The organism is Parafrankia sp. EAN1pec, assembly GCF_000018005.1.
Taxonomy (GTDB): Bacteria; Actinomycetota; Actinomycetes; order Frankiales; family Frankiaceae; genus Parafrankia; species Parafrankia soli.
In genome coordinates this window covers 7,627,170-7,648,709 of the sequence record NC_009921.1, presented here as the reverse complement: position 1 = coordinate 7,648,709, position 21,540 = coordinate 7,627,170, and the positions used below count along the sequence as shown (strand labels likewise).

Annotated in this window: 24 protein-coding genes; 7 read left to right on the top strand and 17 right to left on the bottom strand. The window is 69.9% G+C overall.

Annotated features, from left to right (window positions below; all coding sequences use genetic code 11):
- Nucleotides 1-10: 10 nt before the first annotated feature.
- From FRANEAN1_RS31330 to FRANEAN1_RS31320, 3 genes are all read right to left on the bottom strand, one after another.
- A complete protein-coding gene (locus FRANEAN1_RS31330) occupies nucleotides 11-298 on the bottom strand; it encodes a hypothetical protein (protein ID WP_020463715.1) in 288 nt (95 codons plus the stop codon).
- A 69-nt stretch (nucleotides 299-367) separates the two neighbouring features.
- Nucleotides 368-637, bottom strand: coding sequence for a hypothetical protein (locus FRANEAN1_RS31325; RefSeq protein WP_020463714.1), 270 nt, complete (start codon nucleotides 635-637; stop codon nucleotides 368-370).
- A 152-nt stretch (nucleotides 638-789) separates the two neighbouring features.
- On the bottom strand, nucleotides 790-3,030 hold the full coding sequence (locus FRANEAN1_RS31320; RefSeq protein WP_347176823.1) for an FtsK/SpoIIIE domain-containing protein: 2,241 nt from the start codon (nucleotides 3,028-3,030) through the stop codon (nucleotides 790-792).
- Between the two features lie 21 nt (nucleotides 3,031-3,051).
- On the opposite strand from FRANEAN1_RS31320, the gene FRANEAN1_RS31315 reads away from it, so the two are divergent.
- Entirely contained in the window at nucleotides 3,052-4,506 is a 1,455-nt protein-coding gene (locus FRANEAN1_RS31315) for a recombinase family protein (protein WP_049796068.1), read from the top strand.
- Nucleotides 4,507-4,983: 477 nt separating this feature from the next.
- On the opposite strand, the gene FRANEAN1_RS41720 is transcribed toward FRANEAN1_RS31315, so the two are convergent.
- From FRANEAN1_RS41720 to FRANEAN1_RS41715, 4 genes are all read right to left on the bottom strand, one after another.
- A complete protein-coding gene (locus tag FRANEAN1_RS41720) occupies nucleotides 4,984-5,673 on the bottom strand; it encodes a hypothetical protein (RefSeq protein ID WP_157472855.1) in 690 nt (229 codons plus the stop codon).
- A gap of 9 nt (nucleotides 5,674-5,682) precedes the next feature.
- The gene (locus FRANEAN1_RS31310) at nucleotides 5,683-5,865 is read right to left on the bottom strand and encodes a hypothetical protein (protein ID WP_041256699.1); all 183 of its coding nucleotides are present in this window, start codon (nucleotides 5,863-5,865) and stop codon (nucleotides 5,683-5,685) included.
- Between the two features lie 263 nt (nucleotides 5,866-6,128).
- Nucleotides 6,129-6,332 (bottom strand): hypothetical protein, encoded by a 204-nt coding sequence (locus FRANEAN1_RS31305; protein WP_041254983.1) that lies wholly within the window; start codon nucleotides 6,330-6,332, stop codon nucleotides 6,129-6,131.
- 81 nt (nucleotides 6,333-6,413) lie between these two features.
- Nucleotides 6,414-6,569, bottom strand: coding sequence for a hypothetical protein (locus tag FRANEAN1_RS41715; RefSeq protein ID WP_347176822.1), 156 nt, complete (start codon nucleotides 6,567-6,569; stop codon nucleotides 6,414-6,416).
- Nucleotides 6,570-6,662: 93 nt separating this feature from the next.
- On the opposite strand from FRANEAN1_RS41715, the gene FRANEAN1_RS31300 reads away from it, so the two are divergent.
- Entirely contained in the window at nucleotides 6,663-7,832 is a 1,170-nt protein-coding gene (locus FRANEAN1_RS31300) for a UDP-N-acetylglucosamine--N-acetylmuramyl-(pentapeptide) pyrophosphoryl-undecaprenol N-acetylglucosamine transferase (RefSeq protein ID WP_020463711.1), read from the top strand.
- On the opposite strand, the gene FRANEAN1_RS31295 is transcribed toward FRANEAN1_RS31300, so the two are convergent.
- From FRANEAN1_RS31295 to FRANEAN1_RS31265, 7 genes are all read right to left on the bottom strand, one after another.
- Nucleotides 7,829-8,257 carry a low molecular weight protein-tyrosine-phosphatase gene (locus FRANEAN1_RS31295; protein WP_020463710.1) on the bottom strand — a complete coding sequence of 143 codons (429 nt, stop codon included), beginning with the start codon at nucleotides 8,255-8,257 and terminating at the stop codon, nucleotides 7,829-7,831. The genes FRANEAN1_RS31300 and FRANEAN1_RS31295 overlap by 4 nt on opposite strands.
- A complete protein-coding gene (locus FRANEAN1_RS31290; protein ID WP_020463709.1) occupies nucleotides 8,254-9,405 on the bottom strand; it encodes a DegT/DnrJ/EryC1/StrS family aminotransferase in 1,152 nt (383 codons plus the stop codon). The genes FRANEAN1_RS31295 and FRANEAN1_RS31290 overlap by 4 nt, the downstream gene beginning before the upstream one ends.
- On the bottom strand, nucleotides 9,402-10,379 hold the full coding sequence (locus tag FRANEAN1_RS31285; protein WP_020463708.1) for an ATP-grasp domain-containing protein: 978 nt from the start codon (nucleotides 10,377-10,379) through the stop codon (nucleotides 9,402-9,404). Before FRANEAN1_RS31285 ends, FRANEAN1_RS31290 begins: the two co-directional genes overlap by 4 nt.
- Complete coding sequence (locus FRANEAN1_RS31280) at nucleotides 10,372-11,400, bottom strand: dTDP-glucose 4,6-dehydratase (protein WP_020463707.1); 1,029 nt, start codon at nucleotides 11,398-11,400, stop codon at nucleotides 10,372-10,374. Before FRANEAN1_RS31280 ends, FRANEAN1_RS31285 begins: the two co-directional genes overlap by 8 nt.
- Complete coding sequence (locus tag FRANEAN1_RS31275) at nucleotides 11,397-11,993, bottom strand: dTDP-4-dehydrorhamnose 3,5-epimerase (protein ID WP_020463706.1); 597 nt, start codon at nucleotides 11,991-11,993, stop codon at nucleotides 11,397-11,399. Before FRANEAN1_RS31275 ends, FRANEAN1_RS31280 begins: the two co-directional genes overlap by 4 nt.
- A gap of 98 nt (nucleotides 11,994-12,091) precedes the next feature.
- Entirely contained in the window at nucleotides 12,092-12,310 is a 219-nt protein-coding gene (locus FRANEAN1_RS31270; RefSeq protein WP_041254982.1) for a DUF397 domain-containing protein, read from the bottom strand.
- A gap of 159 nt (nucleotides 12,311-12,469) precedes the next feature.
- On the bottom strand, nucleotides 12,470-12,733 hold the full coding sequence (locus tag FRANEAN1_RS31265) for a hypothetical protein (protein ID WP_041254981.1): 264 nt from the start codon (nucleotides 12,731-12,733) through the stop codon (nucleotides 12,470-12,472).
- 341 nt (nucleotides 12,734-13,074) lie between these two features.
- On the opposite strand from FRANEAN1_RS31265, the gene FRANEAN1_RS31260 reads away from it, so the two are divergent.
- From FRANEAN1_RS31260 to FRANEAN1_RS41710, 3 genes are read left to right on the top strand one after another with little or no spacing between them, the layout of a single operon-like run.
- Complete coding sequence (locus FRANEAN1_RS31260; RefSeq protein ID WP_041254979.1) at nucleotides 13,075-14,379, top strand: helix-turn-helix transcriptional regulator; 1,305 nt, start codon at nucleotides 13,075-13,077, stop codon at nucleotides 14,377-14,379.
- A 4-nt stretch (nucleotides 14,380-14,383) separates the two neighbouring features.
- On the top strand, nucleotides 14,384-14,962 hold the full coding sequence (locus FRANEAN1_RS31255; RefSeq protein ID WP_020463704.1) for a GNAT family protein: 579 nt from the start codon (nucleotides 14,384-14,386) through the stop codon (nucleotides 14,960-14,962).
- Nucleotides 14,963-15,016: 54 nt separating this feature from the next.
- Nucleotides 15,017-15,373, top strand: coding sequence for a hypothetical protein (locus FRANEAN1_RS41710; RefSeq protein ID WP_157472854.1), 357 nt, complete (start codon nucleotides 15,017-15,019; stop codon nucleotides 15,371-15,373).
- 335 nt (nucleotides 15,374-15,708) lie between these two features.
- Here the strand turns inward: FRANEAN1_RS41710 and FRANEAN1_RS31250 are convergent, their stop codons facing one another.
- Nucleotides 15,709-16,854 (bottom strand): pentapeptide repeat-containing protein, encoded by a 1,146-nt coding sequence (locus FRANEAN1_RS31250; RefSeq protein ID WP_020463703.1) that lies wholly within the window; start codon nucleotides 16,852-16,854, stop codon nucleotides 15,709-15,711.
- Nucleotides 16,855-17,073: 219 nt separating this feature from the next.
- On the opposite strand from FRANEAN1_RS31250, the gene FRANEAN1_RS37540 reads away from it, so the two are divergent.
- Together FRANEAN1_RS37540 and FRANEAN1_RS37535 are read left to right on the top strand one after the other, a co-directional pair.
- Nucleotides 17,074-17,715 (top strand): hypothetical protein, encoded by a 642-nt coding sequence (locus FRANEAN1_RS37540; RefSeq protein WP_020463702.1) that lies wholly within the window; start codon nucleotides 17,074-17,076, stop codon nucleotides 17,713-17,715.
- Entirely contained in the window at nucleotides 17,696-18,796 is a 1,101-nt protein-coding gene (locus FRANEAN1_RS37535) for an XRE family transcriptional regulator (protein ID WP_020463701.1), read from the top strand. Before FRANEAN1_RS37540 ends, FRANEAN1_RS37535 begins: the two co-directional genes overlap by 20 nt.
- A 637-nt stretch (nucleotides 18,797-19,433) precedes the next feature.
- Here FRANEAN1_RS37535 and FRANEAN1_RS31235 read toward each other — a convergent pair.
- Together FRANEAN1_RS31235 and FRANEAN1_RS41705 are read right to left on the bottom strand one after the other, a co-directional pair.
- The gene (locus FRANEAN1_RS31235) at nucleotides 19,434-20,318 is read right to left on the bottom strand and encodes a PIN domain-containing protein (protein WP_020463700.1); all 885 of its coding nucleotides are present in this window, start codon (nucleotides 20,316-20,318) and stop codon (nucleotides 19,434-19,436) included.
- Between the two features lie 130 nt (nucleotides 20,319-20,448).
- Nucleotides 20,449-21,456 (bottom strand): tyrosine-type recombinase/integrase, encoded by a 1,008-nt coding sequence (locus FRANEAN1_RS41705; protein ID WP_020463699.1) that lies wholly within the window; start codon nucleotides 21,454-21,456, stop codon nucleotides 20,449-20,451.
- Between the last annotated feature and the right edge of the window lie 84 nt (nucleotides 21,457-21,540).

The window sequence follows — 21,540 nt, the reverse complement described above, 5'->3', positions numbered from 1 at the left end:
GACAACCTCGTCAGCCGGCCGCCTGGATGTCGGTCTGGATCTCGGCGAGGCGGATGCGCAACCGGTCGAGCTGGGTGTGCAGGTCGGTCAGGGTGCGTTCGTACGTCGGCCAGATCGACGTGCGGAACTCGGTGGCGGTGCGACCGTCCCAGTTCTCCGGCTCCAGGAGGACCCGGGCGGTGGCGCGCAGGTTGTCGAAGTGGGCCAGCAGCGGGCCGTTGATGATGCCGGCGAGATCGTCGACGGCGGTCGACGCCTGTGGCGTCGCCCGGACGGTGACGCCTGAGGTTGTCGTCATCAGATGCTCCTGGGGCAGAGGGGCGTGTCGGGCTCTTCGGGTCGCGCCTGGGAGCGCTGGTCGGGGCGGTCAGCTACCGGCCAGCGCGGTCCGCTGGTTGATCTCGGTCACGGTGCGGGCGAGGTCGGCGAGGTTCGTCTGCAGCGCGGACAGGGTGTTCTGCACCTCGGGCCAGATCTGCGTGCGGAACAGCTGCGCCTTCGGGCCCTCCCAGTTCGTCGGGTCAGCCAGGGTGTTGCCGCGGGCGACGAGGCTGGCCGTCGTTGTCTGGAGATCCGTGAGCCGCTGGGTCATCTGGCCGGCCGCGTGCTGAGCTGCGGGGGTGGTGACAGTGCGCATGGGTGGTCCGTCCGTCCGGGGTCATGGGGTCGGATGCACAGGTAGTAGGTTGCTGTCCGGGAGATGGTCCTGATGTGCTCCGATCGACAGCGTGATGTTACCTTTGGTGTCGGACTGATGCATCAACTCCGATTTTCTGGGTGCGGTGGCGGTCACGCTGCTTCTTCTGGTGATGGTCCGACTACCTGGACAGGTGTGATCGTGCCGCGTCGGACCAGGAGCCCCCGCCCGGGCGGCCCCGGCCCGCAGACAATTCGCGGCAGCCGAACGCCGAGCAGGTCGCCGTCGGCGGGGCCGCCGGGAGAAAGCAGCAGACCACTTCGCGAGCGGCGGGCATCGACCAGAAAGCCGCGGAACTGGCCGGCGAGATCCTCGGTGGTGCCGGCGGCCACCAGCCCGCCGCCGTGTCCTCCGCGCAGGAAGGCGGCGAGCTCGTCGCCGAGTGGCGTGGGCGAGACAAGCTCCGCGTCGTCGACCAGTACGACCGTCTGACCGGGGCCACCGAGCCGCCGGAGGGCCTCCTCCAGCGCCATGCCCTCTACCAGCTGGACCACCGCCGGGCCGATGAGGCCACGCAGCGGAGACAGACGCGGGCAGACGACCGCGAGCCGTGATCCCACGCCGAGCAGGCCGCGCCCGATACTCATCAGCGTCGAGCTGCGCCCCGACCGGGACGGGCCGGCCACGACGAACCCGGGGCCGTCGAAGTCGAGGTCGATGCCGACGGGTGCCAGCTCGTCGCCTCCGACGCCCAGGATGACCGGGACTCGCCGGCCCGGCCCCACCGTGGCGCCCGGCTCCGGTCCGGTCGGGTGCAGCTCCGCGATCTCTCGCGCGCTGATCCGCGAGGGCAGAACGTCCACCCGGAACGGGCGCGGAACCGGCGGGCGCGGGGCCCGACCTGACCCGGGGCCTGTGTGCGGTCGCGGGAACGGGCTGGCGGAGGAAACCGGGGCACCCTTCGCGACGGCGCTCGGCTCCCGGCGGCCGCTGGGAGCCGCCATCCGGCGCAGCATGCCCGCCTGCGCGGACCCGGCGGGGTCGTTGGTCAGCAGGGCGACCTGCAGCTCGACGGGGCCGGCGGCGTCGCGCCACACGGGTGCCACGCGGCCGGCCGGCCCTCCGATCAGAAAGCCGCGACCGGGTGGCAGGGCGTCGGGGATCCGGGACCCCGCCAGGCCCGCCAGGCCGTAGTCGGCGCGTTCCGCCATCCGCAGCACCAGCCGTTGCTCCATGGCGGACGGCAGCCGGCCGGTGAGACCGCGGCGGTCGGTCGTGACCAGGATCCGCAGACCGACAGCGGGGCCGTCCCGCGCGAGCGCCAGCAGGCGGTCGACCGCCGCCGCCCCGTCGAAGCTCTCGAAGGAGGCTAAGAATCCCTCGTACCCGTCGAGCAGAAGGACCAGGTAGGGCAGCCGCCCTGGCCGTGCGCCGCCCGCACCGCCTGGGCGGCTTGGGCGGAACGCCTCGTCCTCCGCACGGGGCGAGGTCTCGTCCCCCGTGCGGTGGCGCGGGATGGTGCGAGCCCCGGCGGCGAGCCTGGCTTCGGCCAGATCGGCGAAGCCGCCGGCGGCGAGAACCTCCTGCCGCCAGGTGACCTCGTCCGCCAGCCGGGCGAGCAGGCGGTGGACCCGCTCGGTCTCGCCGACGCCGACGACGGCTCCGGTGTGGGGGAGAGCGGTCAGCGGCGCGAGGCTGTTGTTCCCGCAGTCCAGCCCGTACACGTGGACGTCGGCGGGGGACACCGCCCTGGCGAGCGATCCGGCGAAGGTCCGCAGCACCGTGGAGCGGCCGGAACGCGGGGACCCGAGGATCATCAGGTGGGACCCGTGCTCGAGGTCGATCGCGAAGACGGGCTGGGCCTGGGCCAGACACAGGTCGGCGAGCGCGAGCGGGACGGGAGGCAGCCCTGGCCCACCCGGGCCCGAGCCCGGCGAGCCGTCCGTGGGGAGATCGTCGATCGTGATCCGGATGGGCAGCGGGGGCAGCCACGGCCGCCGCGGCCCCGGGACACGGCAGATCCGGGACGCCTCCCGCAGTGCCCGGGCCAGCGCGCGCAGATCCGTCGGTTCCTCGCTGGCGCGCTCCGCGATCTCGGCCTCGTGGCCAGGCCCCGCCGCGATGCTCTCGGCGCGGGCGATGGTGTCCGCGAGATCGGCCGGTGGCGGCCAGGGCGACTCGATCACGATCGGCGCCGCGGCCGGTGCCTCGGCGCGGCGCGGGGACCCACCGATCCGGCCGGTCTGAAAGGTCAGCGGGGAGCCCTGGCCGACCCGCACGATGGCCTGGCCCGGCGACGACCCGGGGATGAGCGCGGCGTCCGGCAGGCCCAGCACGTCGATGCTCTCCGCCTGGTCGGTGACCCGCAGCGCCACCCGCAGGTTGGTGTTCACGACTATGCGACCATAGGATCTATGGGGACAGTGCGGGCACTCCGGGCAACACAGGAGCGGGTACTCCGGGCGGCCATCTACGTGCGCATCAGCCAGGACCGGGCAGGCGAAGGCCATGGCGTCGCCCGGCAGACCGAGGACTGCCAGGCCCTCTGCGACCGGCGCGGCTGGACTGTCATTGACGTCTACTCCGACAACGACCTCGGCGCCTACGTCGGCAAGCCGCGGCCCGCCTGGGAACGGCTCATCGGCGACATCGAAGCCGGTCACGTCGACGTTGTGGTCTGCTGGCACCCTGACCGGCTCACCCGGCAGCCCATGGAACTCGAAAAGATCATCAACTTGGTGGAGCGGAAAGGCGTTGATCTCGCCACCGTCACCGCAGGCGAAGTTGACCTGTCCACCGCCACGGGCCGGGCCGCTGCCCGCATCGTCGGCGCCATGGCCCGGCACGAGTCCGAGCAGAAGGCCGAGCGGCTCCGCAGGCAGAAGCAGCAAGCCGCAGAGAAGGGCTTGGTGTCCGGCGGGGGGCACCGCGCGTTCGGCTACGAGCGGGACGGGCTGACGATCCGCGAGCCGGAGGCAGAGCTGATCCGTGAAGCCGCGGACCGTGTCCTCGCAGGCGAAACGATCGCCTCCGTCTGCCGGGACTTCGAGGCACGCGACATCCGGACCACGGCCGGGAACTGGTGGAAGCCGCTCACCCTGCGGCAGATGCTCTGCTCGGCCCGCATCTCCGGACGGCGGGAACACCGACCGGGAAAGTCGTCGACCGCCATCATCGGCGAGATCGTGGCCGACGCGGTTTGGCCAGGCATCATCAGCACCGAGGACTCTGACGAGCTCCGCGCCCAGCTGGGTCGAACGGGAACTGGGCGGATCACGGGGGCTACCGGCCGCGTCTACCTGCTGTCCGGGATCCTTCGCTGCGGCATCTGCACCGGCCGGATCTCCGGACACAACACCGGCAGAGGGCGCCGCTACTACTGCCCCGGAGCGCCGGGCTCCACCTCCTGCGGCCGGCTGACCATGGGCATGGACCGCACCGACATCCACATCCGTGACACCGTGCTCCTGGCCCTTGACAGCCCGGACTTCCGCGAACGGCTGCACCGGCGGGCCAAGGTAGACCCGGCCATCCGGACATCGGTGAAGAACGACGAACGGCTGCTGAGCGAGCTCGACGAGGACCGCACCGCAGGAAGGATCAGCCGCGCCCGCTGGCTTCAGATGTCGGACACGGTCAACGCCCGGCTGGAAACGAACCGGCGGAAGCTCGCCGCAGTGCCCTCACTGAGAGCCCTGGAAGGGCTGGACGGCAGCTACGAGGAGATGCTGCCAGTGTGGGAGGCGCGGAACATTTCGCAGCGCAGGGCGATCGTCACCGCCTGCGTGTCCCACATCATCGTGAACCGAGCGGCCCGCCGCGGCCCCGTGTTCGACCCCGACCGGTTCGACCCGCAATGGCTGGTGTAGCCGCGGCGCCGAACCATCGAGGCCTCGGAGCCGACCACGCCCCAGCGGCGAGTAGCGCGGCCAGCTGCCTCTCCGGGGCGGGGTCTACCGCTCCGTCCACCGTGGCGAGTGTCCAGCCGCGTTCCGCTGCCCGCTGGAGCAGGGCAGCGATGTCACCTGCGGTCCGGCTGACCCGGTCCAGGGAGACGGCCGTGAGGATCTCGGCGGCCTGGCCGTCGAGCACGGTGAGCGCACGGGCCATCCCCGGGCGGTCGAGGCCCCGGCCGGGGGCAATGTCGCTAATGACATCGACCAAGGTCCAGCTGCGCCGAGCGCACTCGGCTTCGATGATGGCGCGCTGTGCGGCTAGGCGGGCCCCAGCATCGTCTCCGTCTCGGTTGCAGCGGATGTAGCCGATGACGCGGGACGCAACGGGATGTTGCCTCTCTTGGAGGGAAGGCGCTCCGGGAGTCCCTGTCCTGCGATCCGCGTACCTGATCACCATCGCGTGAGCTTTCCGATATTGTCAATGCGTGGATTACTGCCGGCCGTGACCGTGTAGCCGTTTTCCTCAAGAACGCGGATCGCTTCCTCTGGAGCATCACGGACCAATGCTGCGATCTGATGGCGTCGCCAGCGGATGCGCCCGGCCTCGATCGCCTTCTGCCACTCCGGTCGCGCGTCGACATGGCACTCGCGTATGAGGAACTCCAAGAAATCTTCGAGGCAGGGCCTCATGCGCGCACCTCCAACCGGTAGATGCAGCGAGGCTAGGCTGTGGGGCGTGCTCGCGCCGGAACGCGCGAGAAGCACGCTGAAAGCGCCGCGCTCGGCGTGAAGCTGCCAGTGGGCGCTGGGAGCGCTGTGCGAGTCCTTAACAAATTCAAGTCTGACCAGCGGCGTACGTGAGTACGGAGAGATCAGAAAGAATCTGGAAGTACTGATCGCCAGGTACTTACCCTGATGATCAATTTCGCACTGAAACGAGATCCGAAGGGAGGCGAGTATCTGCCCGTCGGAGTACAGCGGGACGAGCTCCGGTTCCGGCTCGGCTCCCTCTGGGCGTACAACAAAACGCCGTCCGTGTTCGACCGCCTTCACGGGGTGGTCGCCCGGTAGCGTTGCGTCAAGGAGCTCCTGCACTTCGGTGGCGAAGTCGGACGCCTTTGCTGACAGCGACGCGCTCATGACTTGACATCATGCACCAAGCAGGAAGTCGATCTCCTCCAACTCGGTCAGAGCCTCGAACTCGTCCCCCGCGAGGTTGTACTCGTCGCGCCTCGCGCGCAGTTGCTCCGCCGTCAGTCCGACGCGCCTCAAGATCTCCTGGCGGCGCTCCGTCAGCTCGTCGTGGGTCGGCTGGATCACGTTCGGCGGCATGGGACCCTCCTCCTGGCTCACGCCCAAAGTAAGCCACGCAGGTCCGACAGTTTCGTGGAAGGCCCAAAAGGAGAGATTCTCCCATGTAGGTGTTGTGGTTCACTGGCTGGGCCCGCCAAGGTCCCCACTGGCAGAGCGGATCACTATCGACCGACGGTGCGGATGTGGCTTGAGCTGGACGGGCCCAGCTACACGTCTCGCGGGTCCCGAAGAAACGGCCCGCCCGCGTGGGGGCAATCCTGAAGGGCGCGAGGGGTCATGACCTACCCCGCGTTGTCCGGCCCGGCTGGGCCGCGCACCCGCTTGTTGACCTTGCCGTGTGGACAGCGGCCGGGTTCCGGTGGCAGCCCGGTGCGCACGGTCAGCGGCGGCAGGCCCCGTACGCCGAGCCCAGCCCGATGGCTGGCCTGCCCACGTTCCCGCCGGCAGTGGGGGCAGCCGAGGACGTACAGCGCGTCAACCGTCATGTCACCTCCCGCACCTGCGTGGATGCCTGGGACGGTAGCGGTCAGCGGAGGCCCGCACGTAGTGGGCCAGTGATCGGACCACTACCAGCCCGGGGCAGCAGGGATGGTGGCCCGCCAGGTCCCGCGGCGCAGCTTGATCGATCCGTCGTCGCGGACCATCGCGCGGGCGCCGAGGAGCGGGGCCATGCCGCGGCGGAGCCAGTCGTCCCAGAGCGCATCCCATAGCAGGCAGTGCACCAGGGCGAGCCCCGCCGGCTGTGGGATGCGCTCCGAATTCCTGGTGTGGAAGGCTTCGCAAGCCAGATGGCCGCTGAGGCGAAGGGAAGTCCTGTGAGCAGTGCCGTTCCTGGTTCTGGTCAGGCGTTGCGTCTGATCGTCACGGGCGGTGGCACGGGCGGCCATGTGTTCCCGGCGCTGACGACGGTCCGGACTCTGCAAGCCCGCCTGGGCGTCCCCGGGGTGGAGGCGCTGTGGGTCGGCGCGGCGTCTTCCTTGGAGGAGCGGGTGGCCGGCGAAGAGGCCATCGAGTTCCGGTCGGTTGCCACCGGCAAGATCCGCCGGGCCAGCAACCCGCTGAAGATGGCGTCGCCCGCGAATATGCGGGATATGGGCCGGGTGCCGCTCGGCGTGGCCCAGGCCCGGTCGCTGGTCGCCGAGTGGCGTCCGGACGTGGTGCTCGCGACTGGCGGCTACGTCGTGGTGCCGGTCGGGCTCGCGGCGTGGATGTGTCGCCGTCCGCTGGTGGTGCATGAGCAGACGGTCCGGCTCGGCCTGGCGAACCGGACGCTGGCACGGGTGGCGGCGCGGGTGGCGGTGTCGAGCGCGCCGTCGTTGGAGCTGCTGCCGGAGGCGATCCGCGCGACGGCGGTGGTTACCGGCAACCCCGTGCGTGCCCAGGTCCTCACCGGCCAGGCCGAGCGGGCTGTGAAGGCGCTGGGCTGGGAGGGCTTCGATCCGGCGTTGCCGACGGTGTACGTGACCGGCGGCGCGCAGGGGTCGAGGCAGATCAACACCGCGGTGGCCGGGGCGCTGCCGTGGCTGGTGGAGCACGCGAACGTGATCCACCAGTGCGGCCCCGGCAACATCGAGTCCTTGCGCGGAAGCGCGGCGGGCCTTCCAGCGTCAGGCCGGTACTTCCTGACGGGCTTCCTGCGCGGGGAGGTCGCCGACGTCCTCGCCCTGGCGGATGTGGTGGTGTCGCGGAGCGGGGCGGGCACGATCGCCGAGCTGACCGCTCTTGGGAAAGCAGCCGTGCTGATCCCGTTGGCCTCCTCGGCGGGCAACGAGCAGGCCCACAACGCCCGCTACCTGCAGGATGCGGGTGCGGCGGTGGCGTTGGAGGGTGAGGTGTCGCCGGAGCGGCTGCGGATGGCGGTGGAGCCGCTGCTGGCCGATCCCGCGGCCCGCACCGTGATGGCGGAGCGGGCGCGGGGGTTCGGTCGGCCGGACGCGGCCGAAAGTCTCGCGGATGTGGTCGTGGACGCGGCTGGCTGGCGTTAGGGCAGGTGGCGGGCCGCGCCCGCCTCGATGATCCGCAAGCAGGCGGTGAACGCCTCCTCGTCCCCGCCCCATGGGTCGGGAACATCCCGGTCGCCCAGGTATAGGACGGCCGTGGTCGACGTCTGGATGGTCAGGGGCTTGAGGTCGGTGAGGTTCTTGGCGTCCATGGCCAGGACCGCATCGGCCCAGGCCAGCAGCTCCGGGGTGACCTGCTGGCCGCGATGGGCGGACAGGTCGTAGCCGTGCCGGGCGGCCACTGCGGTCATCGTGGCGTGGGCGGGCCGTCTGCTCCACTTCCCGGCCGTCCCCGCGGACCGCACATCCAAGGCCCCACCCGACTTCTGGGTGAGGACGGCTTCGGCGAGCGGGGACCGGCAGTGGTTACCCAGGCAGACCACCAGCAGCCGATCCGGTGTGGCGGTCACCCGTCGGCCCGGGGCCGGGCGTCTGTAAGCGCCTGGTCCAGGAGGTCTGTGACGTGCTGGACGTCGCCGGGGGTGAGGGCGGGGTGGAACGGCAGGCTGAGGATCCGTGCCGCGGCCTGCTCGGTGGCCGGGAGCGGGGTGCGCCAGGGGGTAAAAGCGGGCTGGAGATGGTTAGGCGGGTAGGGGGCGCCGACCCCGATCCCGGCGGCGCGCAGCCTATGGAAGACACGGTCGCGGTCGGGGATCTGAACGACGAAGTGGAACGGCACCGTGTTCAGGATGTCGACGTCCACGACCGTGACACCGCCCACGCCGGCGAGGGCGTCGTTGTAGGCGTGCCACAGGCCGATGCGGCGCTTGGCGATCTCGGCGAAATGGGCGAGCTGGACCCGCCCAACGGCGGCGTTGAGCGCGGACAGGTGAGTCCGGAACCCGGGGCCCTCGACGATGTAGGTGGTCACGGTGGCCCGGTCGCTGGGGGTGGCGGTGATACCCAGCAGCCGCAGCGTGCGCAGCTGGTCGGCTTCGGCGGGGGTGCGGGGGATGACGGCGCCACCGTCGCCGCAGGTGATGTTCTTGATCGGGTCGAAGCTGAAGCAGGTCAACGCCCCTGCCGCACCGACCCGGACACCGTCTTGGCGTGAGCCGAAGGCGTGGGCGGCGTCCTCGACGACCGCGACGTCGCGCCGGTCCAGCTCGGCACGGATGCCGGGGAGGGGGACGGCCCGGCCGCCGTACAGGACGGGCATGACGGCCTTGGTCGCGGGGGTGAGGGCGGCGCGGATGTGGTCGTCGCGGATGCACAGGGTGGCGGGGTCGATGTCGACGAAGCGCGGGGTGGCTCCGGTGGCGCGGATCGCCTGGACGCTGGCGGCGAACGTCAGCGACGGGACGATCACCTCGTGTCCCGGCCCGACTCCGGCCGCCAGGAGTCCCAGGTGGAGGGCGGCGGTGCCGGTCGCGACACAGACGACGTCGGGCACCCCAAGGAAGGCGGCCAGCTCGGTCTCGAACGCTTCGGTTTCGGGCCCGTGGGTGTACTGACCGGACAGCAGGACGGCGGTGAGGGCGTCGGTTTCGGGGCCGTGCAGATAGGGGCGGGCGTTGGCCTCGACCCCGGCCCGGGGCGGGGACAGCGTGCTGGTCATGGGGTGTCGGTCTCCTCGATCGCGAGGGTGGCCGGGGCGGTGGTGAGCCGGACCCCGGCCTTGTAGGTGAGCCGGCCGTGGTCGACAGGGCGGCCTGCGAGGGCCGCGAGGTACTGGCCGAGCAGGTCGGCTCCGGCGGCCTCGCTGACGGGGAACGCCCCGGCCAGGCGAGCGTTCGCCTCAGTCAGCACCACCCGGCCGCCGTCGTCGATGAACCCCTGCACACAGCACACGCCCTCCATCTCGAGCGCCGCCAGCGCGCGGGTGACGAGGTCGGTGGCGGCCGGGTGGTGGAAGGTGGTGGCGACGACCGCGAGCCCGCCCTTGACGATCTGGCGGTGCCGCAGGATCACCGAGGACCGGCCGGCAGGGTCGGTGAGGCAGTCCGCGGTGAACTCCCAGCCGGCCAGGCGTTCCTGGACGATCGGCCCGGTCACCAGCTCGCACAGCACACGCGCCTGAGCGGCGGTAGAGCAGCGGATCACGCCCTGCCCACCCTGGCCGCCGCGCGGCTTGACCAGCAGCGGCAGACCGGACGGGATCTCGGCGAGCCGGTCGGGCAGCCAGGTCGCCGGAACCGGGAGGCCCGCGGCCGTCATCACCTCGTGGAAATGGGCCTTGTTCAGGCACGCCCGCGTGGCGGGCAAGGGCGGCAGCCAGGTCGCCACTCCGAGCCTTGCCAGCTCCTCGGCCAGGTCGATCAGCGTAGGGATCTCCTGTTCGACACCCCCGATCAGAGCGTCGGGCCTGTCCTGGTCGCACAGCGCCACCAGTGCGTCGTGGTAGCCGGGATCGGCAACGGGCGGCATCGTCCGTGCGAGCACGCCGGGCAGCCGTAGGCCGAACGCGAGCGGATCGGCGTCCACCGCGACCACCTCGCAGCCCCGCTTCAGCAGGGCGCGGGCGGTCTGAAGGCCCGGCGCCGCACCGACCCCGGTTACCAACACCCGCCGCGGCGAGAGCGGCTCACTCATGCGCGGTAGTGGTCAGCGTGGAGACTTCAACCTGGGCGAGCGGGGCGGCGGCGTTGCGGGTGCCGGGCCCCCACCGGTCGGGGTGGTCGCGGTACCACTGGACGGTCTCGACCAGGCTCTCCCGCAGACCCCTGACCGGCCGGTAGCCCAGGACGCTCATGGCCTTGGAGGAGTCCATGCTGTACCGGTAGTCGTTGGCCGTCCGGTCGGGCACATACGACACGGCCGACCAGTCCGCGCCGCACAGCTCCAGCAGCAGCGCGGTGAGCTGGTGGGTGGTCAGGTCGGTGCCGCCGCCGAGGTTGTAGATCTCACCGGGCTGGCCGCCACGCAGCACCAACTCGATCCCGGCGCAGTTGTCCTCCACATGCAACCAGTTCCGCAGGTGCTGGCCGTGGCCGTGCAGGCTGACCTCCAGGCCCTGGAGCAGCCGGGTCACGAACAGCGGGATGATCTTCTCGGGATGCTGGGCGGGCCCGTAGCAGTTCGACGACCGGGTCACCGACACCGGGGTGCCGTAGGAGCGGAAGTGGGCGAGGGTGGCCAGGTCGCTGGCGGCCTTGGAAGCCGAATAGGGGAAGGTGGGTCGGACCGGATCGACCTCGGTCGCAGCCCCCGACGGCCACGACCCGTACACCTCGTCGGTGGACACGTGCACGATCCGCCGGACCCCGGCGGCCAGGGCGGCGTCCAGGACCCGCTGGGTGCCGAGCACGTTGGTGAGCAGGAAGTTCCCGGCCTCCAGGAATGACCGGTCGACGTGGGATTCGGCGGCTAAGTGCGCCACACCGTCCTGCCCGTCCATCAGGCTGGCGAGCAGGTCGGCGTCGAGGATGTTGCCCTCGACGAACTCCAGCTTCGGTGAGGCGGCGACAGGGGCGAGGTTGTCGCGGTGGCCGGCGTAGGTGAGGGCGTCCAGCACCGTCACCTTTTCGACCGTCGGGTTGCTGATCAGACGGACGACGAGGTGGGAGCCGATGAATCCGGCTCCTCCCGTCACCAGAACATTCCGCAGCCTCATGGCTCTCCTCCGAGGTAGGCGGGCAGCAGGCCGGCGTCGCGGGCCTGGCCGAGGGTGGGCGCGGCGGTGTCGCCGTCGGACAGCAGGAACGACAGGCCCGACGGCCAGGCGATGGACAGATCGGAGTCGAACGGGTGGACCGCGACCTCCGGCCCTTCGTCATGTGCGGGATGCAGGTAGGCCATGGCCGCCTGCTCGGTGAGCGCGAGCGTCGCGTGGCCCAGGCCCGGAGCGAGGAACAGGCCGACGGGCTGACCGCCGTCGAGGCGCCTGATGTGGCTGGCGCCGAACGTCGGCGATCCGACCCGCAGGTCGACCACCACATCCAGGACCATGCCGCTCAGGCAGCTGACGTATTTGCCTGCACGGCCGTCACGGCTGTACTTGATGCCGCGCAGCGCCCCCTGGTGAGAGACCGTCACGTTCGCCAGGACCGGACCGAGGGGCCGTCCGGTTGCGGTGTGGACGACCTGCTCGTCGAACCACGACCGCCGGCTGCCGCGCTGGTCCTGCTGGTCGGGGAAAACGAACAGGAACGCGCCCTCAATGCTCAGGGGGCGGACCTCGATCCGGCCGTCGAGGGGGGTAGCCAAGAGATGTCTCCTTGGTGATCGGTGGGCTAGGGCTCTTTGCCGTGAGGGGTTACGGTCGAACGCGATACGGGGCGCAAACGAAGTCCAAGTCGTCGGCGTCAGCCATGATCGGAGTCGTACTCGCCGGCCTTCACCGCAGCCACGAAAGCTGCCCACGCGCCCGGCGTGAACCCGACCGGCACCCGGCCCAGCGACGAGCGGACGAGTACCAGATACGGGCCGCGGGCGACCTGGACCGCGTCCACCGCGGTCGGGTGGGGCTCGGACGGCTTCTGCCACAGTGAGATGGGGTCCGCGGAGACGGGCGGGAGCGGCACGGCGGTCCTTCCAGGTGTGGTCGCCTGCCCCGGCGGATCGGCATCGACACCGGAGCAGGCGACAGCGGAGACCACCCACCCGCCCGACCCCCTGACGTGTACGGGGCGGATGGGGTGGCCGAGGGAGGGGCTGCCGGGAGGGGGTGCGACAGCCCTGTCTCAGGCCCCGGGGATCCGGTCGGGGATCGCGGGCCGGGACGGAACAGAAGTCCAGCAGGTGATGTCCGGGCTGAGCTCGGCGTAGGCGTTTGCCGCATCGAGCGACGAGAAGCCCGTGACGGTCTCGATCGGGTCACCGTCGGCGTCGAGGACAACCACCGACCAGGTCTGGCCAGGTGCCGACCGGGCGTGATCGACCGGGCGGACGACACGACCGCGTTCCCGGATGACCGCGCTGATGCCCGGCCAGGCCGTGTGCGGCACCCGGACCGGGAGGGGCGGGGAGGAAGCACTGTCAACGGCCGGTATGACCGGCTCCCTCCCCACCCCGGCCACCGGCCCCGGCCCGACACCAGAGCGCCTCACGACGTTGGGAGGCGACGGGTCAGGGTGGGCCGTGTGGCCGCAGGCAGGCATCCGGCCGGCGGACCCGGGGGCGTCCGGTGGTGTCACGTTCCGCTCCTCTGCAGGTCCGGGAGAGTGGCCGGCGTGTGTCCCGCCGTGCACAACCCATGACACAGTGCGTGACATGGCTGTGGAAGGGTGAGAACTTCTTCTCAGGGGTGAGACACCTATGTCACTGCGGCCAGACGAGGGGGACCGCCGTGCATGATGCCGACACGCTGAAACAGCAGCTTGCGGCACGTTTCAGGCAGCTCCAGGGCGAGCACGGCCTCTCCGCGGTGCAACTCGAACAACGCACGACGTACGACCGGAAGTACGTCGGGTGGCTCCGGAATCGTGGTCGTCTTCCAGCACGTCATGTCCTGGTCGCGCTCGACGAGGTGTTCGGGACCGGTCAGGAACTCGCCGACCTGGGCGACGAGATCCGCGCAGCGCAGAACGACGAACGGTTGCGGCACAAGTCAGGCAAGCTGCGGCAGGAACCGGTGCTGGACCATGAGGGGGTGGACCCGACGAACCGGCGGGAACTGCTTCAGACTGGTGCGATCTCGGCACTCGCCGGGGTCGCGGCCGAGCGCAGCGTTGAGGTCGCCAGTGCCGACCTGGCGCCCCCGAAGCTGATCGAAATCGAAGAGGATATTGATCGGTTCGCGGCCGAATACACCCTGCACCCCCACGAGATCTTGGCCCCGCAGGTGGTCCAGCGCTGGCGGCAGGTAGACGCAGCTCTCGGCCGCCGCGGGTCCTGGGCGGCCCGGAGGCGGCTCACCGCCGCCGCTGGACGTCTCACCTACTACCTGTCCCGGCTGGCATTCAACACCGGAGATTTCGGGTCCGCGGTGCGTCTCGCAGCCCTCGCCGATCAGTACGCCGCGCAGGTCGGTGACCAGGTCGTGCAGGCGTCGGTCGCCGGGATGACCTCCGGCGTGGCGTTCTACCGGCACCAGTACGACGACGCCACGGCAGCTTTCACCGCAGCGGATCCGCCGTACCTGCGCGCCCGGAACGCCGCCTACCGGGCGAGGGCCTACGCCGCGACCGGCAATGCGGAGCTCGCACAGGCCGAGCTTGACACCATGTGGTCATCACAGCTCGCAGGCACCCCCCAACCGGGAGACCTGCCACTCAGCATCGCCGGCGCGGAGATGTTCACCGCCGTGGCGCTCGTCCGTCTGGGCGACGGCAAACGCGCCGAGCCCCACGCCCGGGAGTCCGTTGCAGGGCACGAGGCATCCGGGCCCGCGGCGCACCCCGAAGAGTTCGGCCACGCGCTGTGCATGCTCGCGAATACGCTTCTTCTGCGCCCCCACCCGGAGCCGGAGGAAGCGGCAGCGCTGGGACGGCGAGCGCTCACCGTCCTGAATGGCCATCCCACGCACACCGTGGCCGTCCGCGCACGTCTGCTCGGCGAGGATCTCCGCCCGTTCGCGGCGGTGCCCGCTGTCGCCGAGTTCCGCGAGCTCGCTCATACCGCTGGCCGCCCGGCGCTTACCGGGGCACGGTAGGGGAATGCAGCTCGCCGATCCGACGGTCATCGAGATCCCCACCGTCCTGACCTCGCGGCTGGTCCTGCGGGGCTGGCGGGCCGCGGACGTCGATCCCTACACGGCGATGAACAGCGACCCCGAGACGATGCGCTACCTGGACGGGACGTTCGGCCGGGACGCCTCCGAACGACTCGTCACCCACCTGATCGGTATGTGGGTGCTGCTCGGCCACGGAATGTGGGCCGTCGAAGACCGGCGGACTGGGGAGTTCCTCGGCCGGGCCGGTTTGTACTTCGGCCCCGGCTGGCCCGGCATCGAGGTGGCGGTGTCCATCTGCCGAGACCGGTGGGGCCAGGGCCTCGGCACCGAAGCGTGCCAGGCCGCTCTCGACTGGGGGTTCGGCGCGCTCGCCGTCGACCAGATCGTGACCTTCACCAACAGGGGCAACGCCGGCATGAACGCGATCGCGCGCAAGCTCGACATGGCGTTCCAGGGCGAGGCCGACAAGATCGGCCCCTGGGCGGACAACAACGTCTACGCGATCACCCGCGAGGACTGGGCCGCCCGCCGGCAGGCCAGCAACCCCGCCGGCAGAGGCTGAGCGGGAGCCGCTACCCTGTCCACCTCACAAGGGGGACACATGCGGACATGTACGGTGCTACTCGAGTCCGTCACAACAATCAGGCCCGCAGCCTGCGGCAAGATCTCTGACATCGGCGGCGCGACGAGGATTCTCGCGAAGAAACTTCTGGCGACCTTGCCTGTCGGCGCAACACTGATGCTAGCTGGATGCGGCGGCGCCGGCGAAGACTATCATCTTCCCGATGTTCAGCAAGGGTACGAGTTCGCTCAAGGCATGAATTATCCTCAAGGCGATAATTCTGCGTTTAATTACTGCCCCGATAGCTATGCAATCGTATTGGGCTCAACGCGCGGCATTGGAACTCCGGACCAGGACTCATTTATGCATGGATGTGAGCTTTGGCGGAACGACAAGGAATACCCGGAGTGAAGGTGAATCTGTCGCTGCTTGGCAGGCTTTGGAACCATCCCCCGGAGCCGTCTGGCCATGGACCACACTCGAAGTGCGGGCTGTCTCGGGCGGAGCCCCCACCACGCCGGGCGCCGGTCTCTCGCCGCTCCCGCAGCCTGCTGGCGGGCTGGCGTCCCGCCTGGCCGAGGTAGCGGCAGGCCGCCGCGCCCCTACCTGGCGGGCGAGGCGCCCCCACCCGCCGGTCTCCCCGGCGGCCTGGCTTGGCGGTCCGCAGAGCGTAATGATCATCTCTGGGTCGGGCCTCTACTCGCTGATCGTCTGCGGCGGGAAGCCGCGGGCCTCCGGAGACCGCCTTACTGCTCCGGAGGCGGCTCGTACGGCGGCCAGGACGCAGGCCGTTCCACTCCGTCCGGCAACCGCGTCCGCGCATCCCCGGACGCCGCTGCCACCTGCTCCGCCGCCAGGCCCCGGGCGCCGGTGAGATCCGTCCCCTCCATCTGGGCAGCGGTGAGATCCGCATTCACCAGCTGGGCGCCGGTGAGATCTGCACCAACTAGCCGGGCGCCGGTGAGATTCGTTCCGGCCAGCAGGGCGCCGCCGAGGTGCGCTCCCTCCAACACGGCATAGGTCATGGTGGCCATGGCGAGGAAGGCGTTGGTGAGGTTTGCTCCGCCCAGCTGAGCGAAGGTCAGGTCCGCACCCACCAGCCGGACATCGCTAAGGTTCGCCCCGTCCATCTTGACGCCAGCGAGGTGCGCTCCTATCAACACGGCGGAGGTGAGGTCCGCACCGTCCAGCCGGGCGCCAGTGAGATTCGCTCCGTGCAGCACGGCGTAGGTAAGTTCCGCCCCAGCCAGCTGGGCGCCCAGAAGGTTGGCCTCAGAAAGATCGAGGCCCCCGAGCCCGGCGGGACCGGTGAGGTCCGCGCCGTCCAGGTCGCAGCGTGGGACACCATCGAGGGCCGGGAGGCGACCCAGGACCTGGACGGCGGCACGGATGTCCGCTGCCGGCCGCACCAGTGGTGATTCCTGACTATCGGCGGGTGATGGTGGGCGTAGCGCGGAGTCGGTGCTGCGGGTTCGCACGAACGCGGAGAGCACCTCCACGACCGTGCGCTGATCCACCGAGGAATCCACCGCGATCCGTTCCAGGGCGTATATCCCGGCCAGGCGGACCCCGAGGTTGTCCGGGTCGTTGAGTAGCTTCGCCGCCTCCACGTACAACTCCCGCACGTGGGTATCCCGGTTCGCCCGCCGGGTCTCCGCGTTAGCCTGCCGGGTCTCGTCCAACGCGATCAGACCACCGGCCACCGCGGTCAGCGCGGCGGCCGCCGTCAGCAGGCCGCCCTGCAGCGCCGCCCGTGCCTCCTCGCCCTGGTACATCCGGTCGGGCAGGTGCCAGATTCCCACGACTGCGGCCACGGCGCCGGCCGCGGCGATCCCAGCGCAGATCCACAGCCACCGCCGACCGACTCGGCGTGCTCCCCCGTTGTCCGCCATGGGGGAGGTTGTACGCCACCGCGCTGGTCGCGCTCGGCGGGGTCTTGGCGCAGCCGGAAGCGCCGAAGGTCAAGGGATGGCGGCGGGAGTGCGAGCAGGAGAGGGACGTTCGGCATGTTACGGTCTGCCTCCTGGCGAGGTGCGATCGACAGGACGTCCGGTCCCAACCCCGGACACGCCGTGAGGGGTAGTTTGGGGTGTGAGATCTGAGGTCATATTATGACCTCCATGTTCACACCCTCGGACCGTGACCGGCTGCTGGAGCTGATGGAGCCTCTGTGCGGGCCGCTGTACCGCTCACTCGATCGAGCTGTTGACCTCTCGTGGCAGCACTTCGACGGGCACGGGATGACCGGTGATCACTACTCCGCTGGGCGCTGGCAGCTCGCCAGGGCACACGCGCTCCGGCTCATCGAAGATGAACAGCTCACGGGCGACCTGGGGCGCTGGTCGTTGAAGCGACCACGCGGCAACCTGCAGCTCTGCTTGCACCAGGGTGCGGCGAAGCTGCGCCTCCTCCGTCCGGGAGTCGACGACGCACCTCCGCCAGGGCCGAACAGGGCACGGGTCGCCTACTTCACCAACAACCAGGCGAACCTCTTCGGCGTCGACGGCAGTCACTTCATCGGCCTCTGGTCGCGGGACCCCGAGACCGGCGAGGTTGAGCTTCGCGTCGTCCGTCCGCGCGGCGCCTGGGACTTCGGGAGGAAGGCGAAGCTCGACCTCGACCTGATCCTGCCGCGACAGTCCGAGGATCTTGGCCGGCTGGAGTTCAGGCCGGACGACGAGGACATCGACCTGCAACTGCCGTTCGACGACACCGAGGAGGGGGGGAACGAAAATGCTGGCGGCAATGCATGACGGCCAGTCGGCGTACGCGGGCGAGCGCATCCGAGCGGCTCGTACGCTGCTCGGCCTCTCACAGGGCGATCTAGCCGAAGCCTCCGGGGTCGGCCAGACAATGATCTCGAAGATCGAGAGTGGGGCGAAGTATCCATCGGACGATCTTCTCGACACAATCGCCGCGGTCACGGGCACGCCGCGCTCGTTCTTTGATGTTGTGCCCCTGGATATCCCGCCGATGACGCTGCGCTTCCGGAAGTCCTCTCAGGCGAAGCGGGGCGATACCAAGAGGGTTGATCAACTGCTCGCGGAGGCTTACCGCATCGTCTGGACCTTGGTGAAGCAGCACGACCGCTACCTCGCCCCGACGATCCCCCTCGCGACCGGAGAAGAACTGTCCGGGGAGGACATCGAGGAGCTGGCCGCGCGTACCCGGGAGGCGCTCGGCCTCGACCTGCACAGCCCCGTCAGGCACGTCACTCGCATCTGCGAGCGAGGCGGAATCCTCGTCGCCCCGATCAGCCTGCCCGGCGACGGCGACGAGTCGGAGACCGTTGGCCATTTCGGGGCGTCCTGCTGGCCTGGCCCGCCTGAGCCGGCGCTCATCGGCTTCTTCCCCGACGGCCCCGGTGATCGGCAACGGTTCACCCTGGCCCACGAACTAGGACACTTGGTCCTCCACACCCGCCGCCACTACATCCCCGACCCGGAAGGGGAAGCGAACCGCTTCGCGGGCGCCTTCCTAGTCCCCGCCGAACCCCTGCGGGAAGCGATGGCTGACCAGGACTTCACCTTGCGGGACTTCGCGGGCCTCAAAGCGCGCTGGGGCGTCTCCATCCAGGCGCTGATCATGCGAGGAAGTCATCTCGGGCTCATCGACGCCCGACGCAAGGAGTCGCTGTTCAAGCAGATCTCGGCGCGAGGGTGGAGGAAGCAGGAGCCGGTCCAGGTCCACCACGAGGAGCCGGCCCTGTTCTGGAAGCTCATGGCCACGGAGTTCGGCACCAGCAGGTCGGTCTACAACACGGCCGGCGATCGGCTCGGCCTTCACTCCTTCCTCCTAGGCCAGCTCGCTCCCCGCGCCACCCCGCGGAAGTAGATCCGCCAGGAGGGGTGCGGATACCCTCCGCACCCCTCCTGGCCCAATGGGCGGTCGCGGGCGCTGGTCGGACCCGTCGTCAGTAGCGACAGGTGGCGTAAGCCTGGGCGAGGCCGCCCACCGGCGGAGGCAGCAAGCGAGGGTGACCTTCGAGGGTCCTTGAAGGTCACCCTGGCACGCTGTCTGCGCGGGGGTGGACCCTCTGGAGCCCTCCCCAGTAGTTAGAGCTACATCCGTGACGCCTCGGTTACGTTAGGCGGGCTGACGTAACCCTGAAGCTCCCTGCCTGCTGGACGGGCTCTCGGCCGCCTGGCACCACCTGAGGCAGGCACGATGGACCGGTGAAGATTCGGCTGGAAGGCAGCGAGGAACAGTGCAGGTGATGGACGTGACGTCGGTGTCCAGCCTGCGGCAGGACGGCCGGTACCGCACCGTGCGGATGCTCCTGGAGGCCCGCCTTCGGTCGGTCGAGGACAGCACGCCGGCCGCGTAACAGGTGCTGACCACGGGCGCTTGTGGCGATCTTGCCGGCGCTGGCAAGATCGGGTTTCGAATGGGTGCCGCGACGTCCGGCATCTTTCGCGGCGCCGCGCAGGTTACGCCCCGTACCTGTCGCCCGATGACCAGGCCGGGTGCGTCAGGGAAGCTCGACGAACGGCAGGCCGACCGCGGACAGCTTCGTCTGCAGGTTGATGTCGCCGGTCGCGACGTACAGGGCCGAACCCGGGTGGTCCGACTGCAGGAGCAGGCTTGACGCGACAATCCGATCGTCGGGGACCGAAAGATCGAGCCAAGACGGGAGATGCTCCGCCTTCGGCTCGACGTGCTCGAACACGGCGTACACCTCCCCGGCTACGCGAACGCCCGCGCGGACGTCACCGTTGGTGCGGAGCCCTTTGAGTCGCCGGTCTGCCCGTTTAGCGGCCTCGCGAAGCTCGGGGGTCCGCCCTCCGCGCTTATGATCGTCGATCTCGCGCAGGACCGTGGGCAGAAGATGGGCCATGTACCTCGGACCCAGGGTGGGGACGTGCGCAGCCAGATCAGGGTTGTCGATCAGCGTGTTGGTATCCACGGTCAGCCGTATGGCGTACTGGTCCGCAGGGAGTAGATCGGTGAGTGCGTGGAGGTCGGTGACGCCGGCCTCGATCATCTCGACGGCCTTCTGGATGCTTTGAGCGACACCCTTGTTGGACTCTCGGATGAGCCAGTGCCGCATCCGCCCGAGGTGCATGTCGAGGCATTGGCTGACAGCTCCTGTCGGATGGGGGAAGAGGAGGCGGAAGCGCGGTTCCCAGCCCTCGAACAGCTGTAGCAGGGCCATACGTGCCGCTTCCTGCGCGGAATCACTTCCGGCCCACCGGTACGGGGTGTTCGTGAAGTGGACCATGCCCCTGGTGGACGGCTGCTCGTATTTGTAGATGCGGGAGGATGCGAGCACGTCGACGTAGGCTGTGCGAATCTCATCGAGCTCGCGGCGAAGACGCTCGATGTAGGTCGGTGGTGGTGCTGGCCGCTTGCTCATCGGACGGCAAAGGTCTGAACGCTGATGGGCGTGCCAGGTGTGAGGTGTGTCCGCATGTGTACCCCCGAGTAGGGCGCCACGGTACCCGTGGAGGCCGTTCGGACAAGCGTTCGATACAGGTCCGCGTCCTTCACAGGCCCACACTGGCCATCGGGTTGTCCCGCCATCGGTCGGCTGCCCGGATGTACGAGTGCACCACGGGCGAGGTGGGTGACCAGCGGCCTTGCCGGGCGATCGCGGCGACCGGGGCGCCGGCCTTCGCCGCGGCTGTCGCCCCTCCAGCCCGCAGCGAGTGAGCCGAGAAGACGTCCGCGTTCGGGAGGCCGGCCCGGACGGCGGCGGCGCGGACGGCTCGGCGGATCCCGTCGCCGGACATGGCCTCGCCGATGTGGCCGTGCCTCGTTACGGAACGGAACAGTCGGCCCTCGGTGATGCCGATGGAGGCGAGCCAGCCGCGCCAGGCCCGGACCGCGCGCACAGGGCACGAGTCCGGCCGGCTGCCGTAGGGAACGGCGACCTCGGCGCCGCGGCCGTCTTGGTCGGTCTTCGACCGGCGGACGACGACGATCAGGCCCTCGTCGACCTCGCGGATGTCGGCCAGGTCGAGCGCGGCGAGCTCCGAACGGCGGCCCATCATCGCGAAGCCGAGCAGCAGCAGGGCCCGGTCACGGACTCCGCGGGTGCTGGTGTCGCAGGCGGCGAGCATGGCGCGGAGCTGATCCAGCGCGGCTGGCGGTGCCTGTCGGGTGGCCTGCCCGGCGTCGGCGCGTTCCCGGCGGGCTGTGCGCAGCACTAGCCGTGCGGCGCGGGTGTCGGGCGGGGTGGCGGCCTGGTCGCGGTGGACCCGGCGGATGGTGGCAATGGCCTGTTCCACGGTGGCCGGCCCGGCCCCGGCGGTGACGAGCTGCGCCGCGTACTCGGCGAGCGTGGCATCCGAGCACGGGAGCATGGTCCGGCCCTCCTGGGAACACCAGGCCGTGAAGGTCGACCACTGTCTGGCGTACGCGCGCTTGGTGTTCGCTGCGGTCGCGTCGTCGATCATGCGGGCGGTGGTCGCGGAGACGCTCGCGTCCCGGGCACCGACGATGTCGAGGTCAACGGACGGAACCGGGGCGAGGGTTCCGGCAGGGTCGATCATGCTTGCTTACCGCCTGTCGATCAAGGATCCTGTATCGCGATAAGGCATATTATCGCGATACAGGAATATGACCGTGACCGACCA

Bases quoted from the DNA above. Each gene is read 5' to 3' on its own strand.
- FRANEAN1_RS31330 (WP_020463715.1), bottom strand. From the start codon at position 298: ATGACGACAACCTCAGGCGTCACCGTCCGGGCGACGCCACAGGCGTCG.
- FRANEAN1_RS31325 (WP_020463714.1), bottom strand. From the start codon at position 637: ATGCGCACTGTCACCACCCCCGCAGCTCAGCACGCGGCCGGCCAGATG.
- FRANEAN1_RS31315 (WP_049796068.1), top strand. From the start codon at position 3,052: ATGGGGACAGTGCGGGCACTCCGGGCAACACAGGAGCGGGTACTCCGG.
- FRANEAN1_RS41720 (WP_157472855.1), bottom strand. From the start codon at position 5,673: ATGAGCGCGTCGCTGTCAGCAAAGGCGTCCGACTTCGCCACCGAAGTG.
- FRANEAN1_RS31310 (WP_041256699.1), bottom strand. From the start codon at position 5,865: ATGCCGCCGAACGTGATCCAGCCGACCCACGACGAGCTGACGGAGCGC.
- FRANEAN1_RS31305 (WP_041254983.1), bottom strand. From the start codon at position 6,332: ATGACGGTTGACGCGCTGTACGTCCTCGGCTGCCCCCACTGCCGGCGG.
- FRANEAN1_RS31290 (WP_020463709.1), bottom strand. From the start codon at position 9,405: ATGACCAGCACGCTGTCCCCGCCCCGGGCCGGGGTCGAGGCCAACGCC.
- FRANEAN1_RS31285 (WP_020463708.1), bottom strand. From the start codon at position 10,379: ATGAGTGAGCCGCTCTCGCCGCGGCGGGTGTTGGTAACCGGGGTCGGT.
- FRANEAN1_RS31280 (WP_020463707.1), bottom strand. From the start codon at position 11,400: ATGAGGCTGCGGAATGTTCTGGTGACGGGAGGAGCCGGATTCATCGGC.
- FRANEAN1_RS31255 (WP_020463704.1), top strand. From the start codon at position 14,384: ATGCAGCTCGCCGATCCGACGGTCATCGAGATCCCCACCGTCCTGACC.
- FRANEAN1_RS31250 (WP_020463703.1), bottom strand. From the start codon at position 16,854: ATGGCGGACAACGGGGGAGCACGCCGAGTCGGTCGGCGGTGGCTGTGG.
- FRANEAN1_RS37540 (WP_020463702.1), top strand. From the start codon at position 17,074: ATGACCTCCATGTTCACACCCTCGGACCGTGACCGGCTGCTGGAGCTG.
- FRANEAN1_RS37535 (WP_020463701.1), top strand. From the start codon at position 17,696: ATGCTGGCGGCAATGCATGACGGCCAGTCGGCGTACGCGGGCGAGCGC.
- FRANEAN1_RS31235 (WP_020463700.1), bottom strand. From the start codon at position 20,318: ATGAGCAAGCGGCCAGCACCACCACCGACCTACATCGAGCGTCTTCGC.
- FRANEAN1_RS41705 (WP_020463699.1), bottom strand. From the start codon at position 21,456: ATGATCGACCCTGCCGGAACCCTCGCCCCGGTTCCGTCCGTTGACCTC.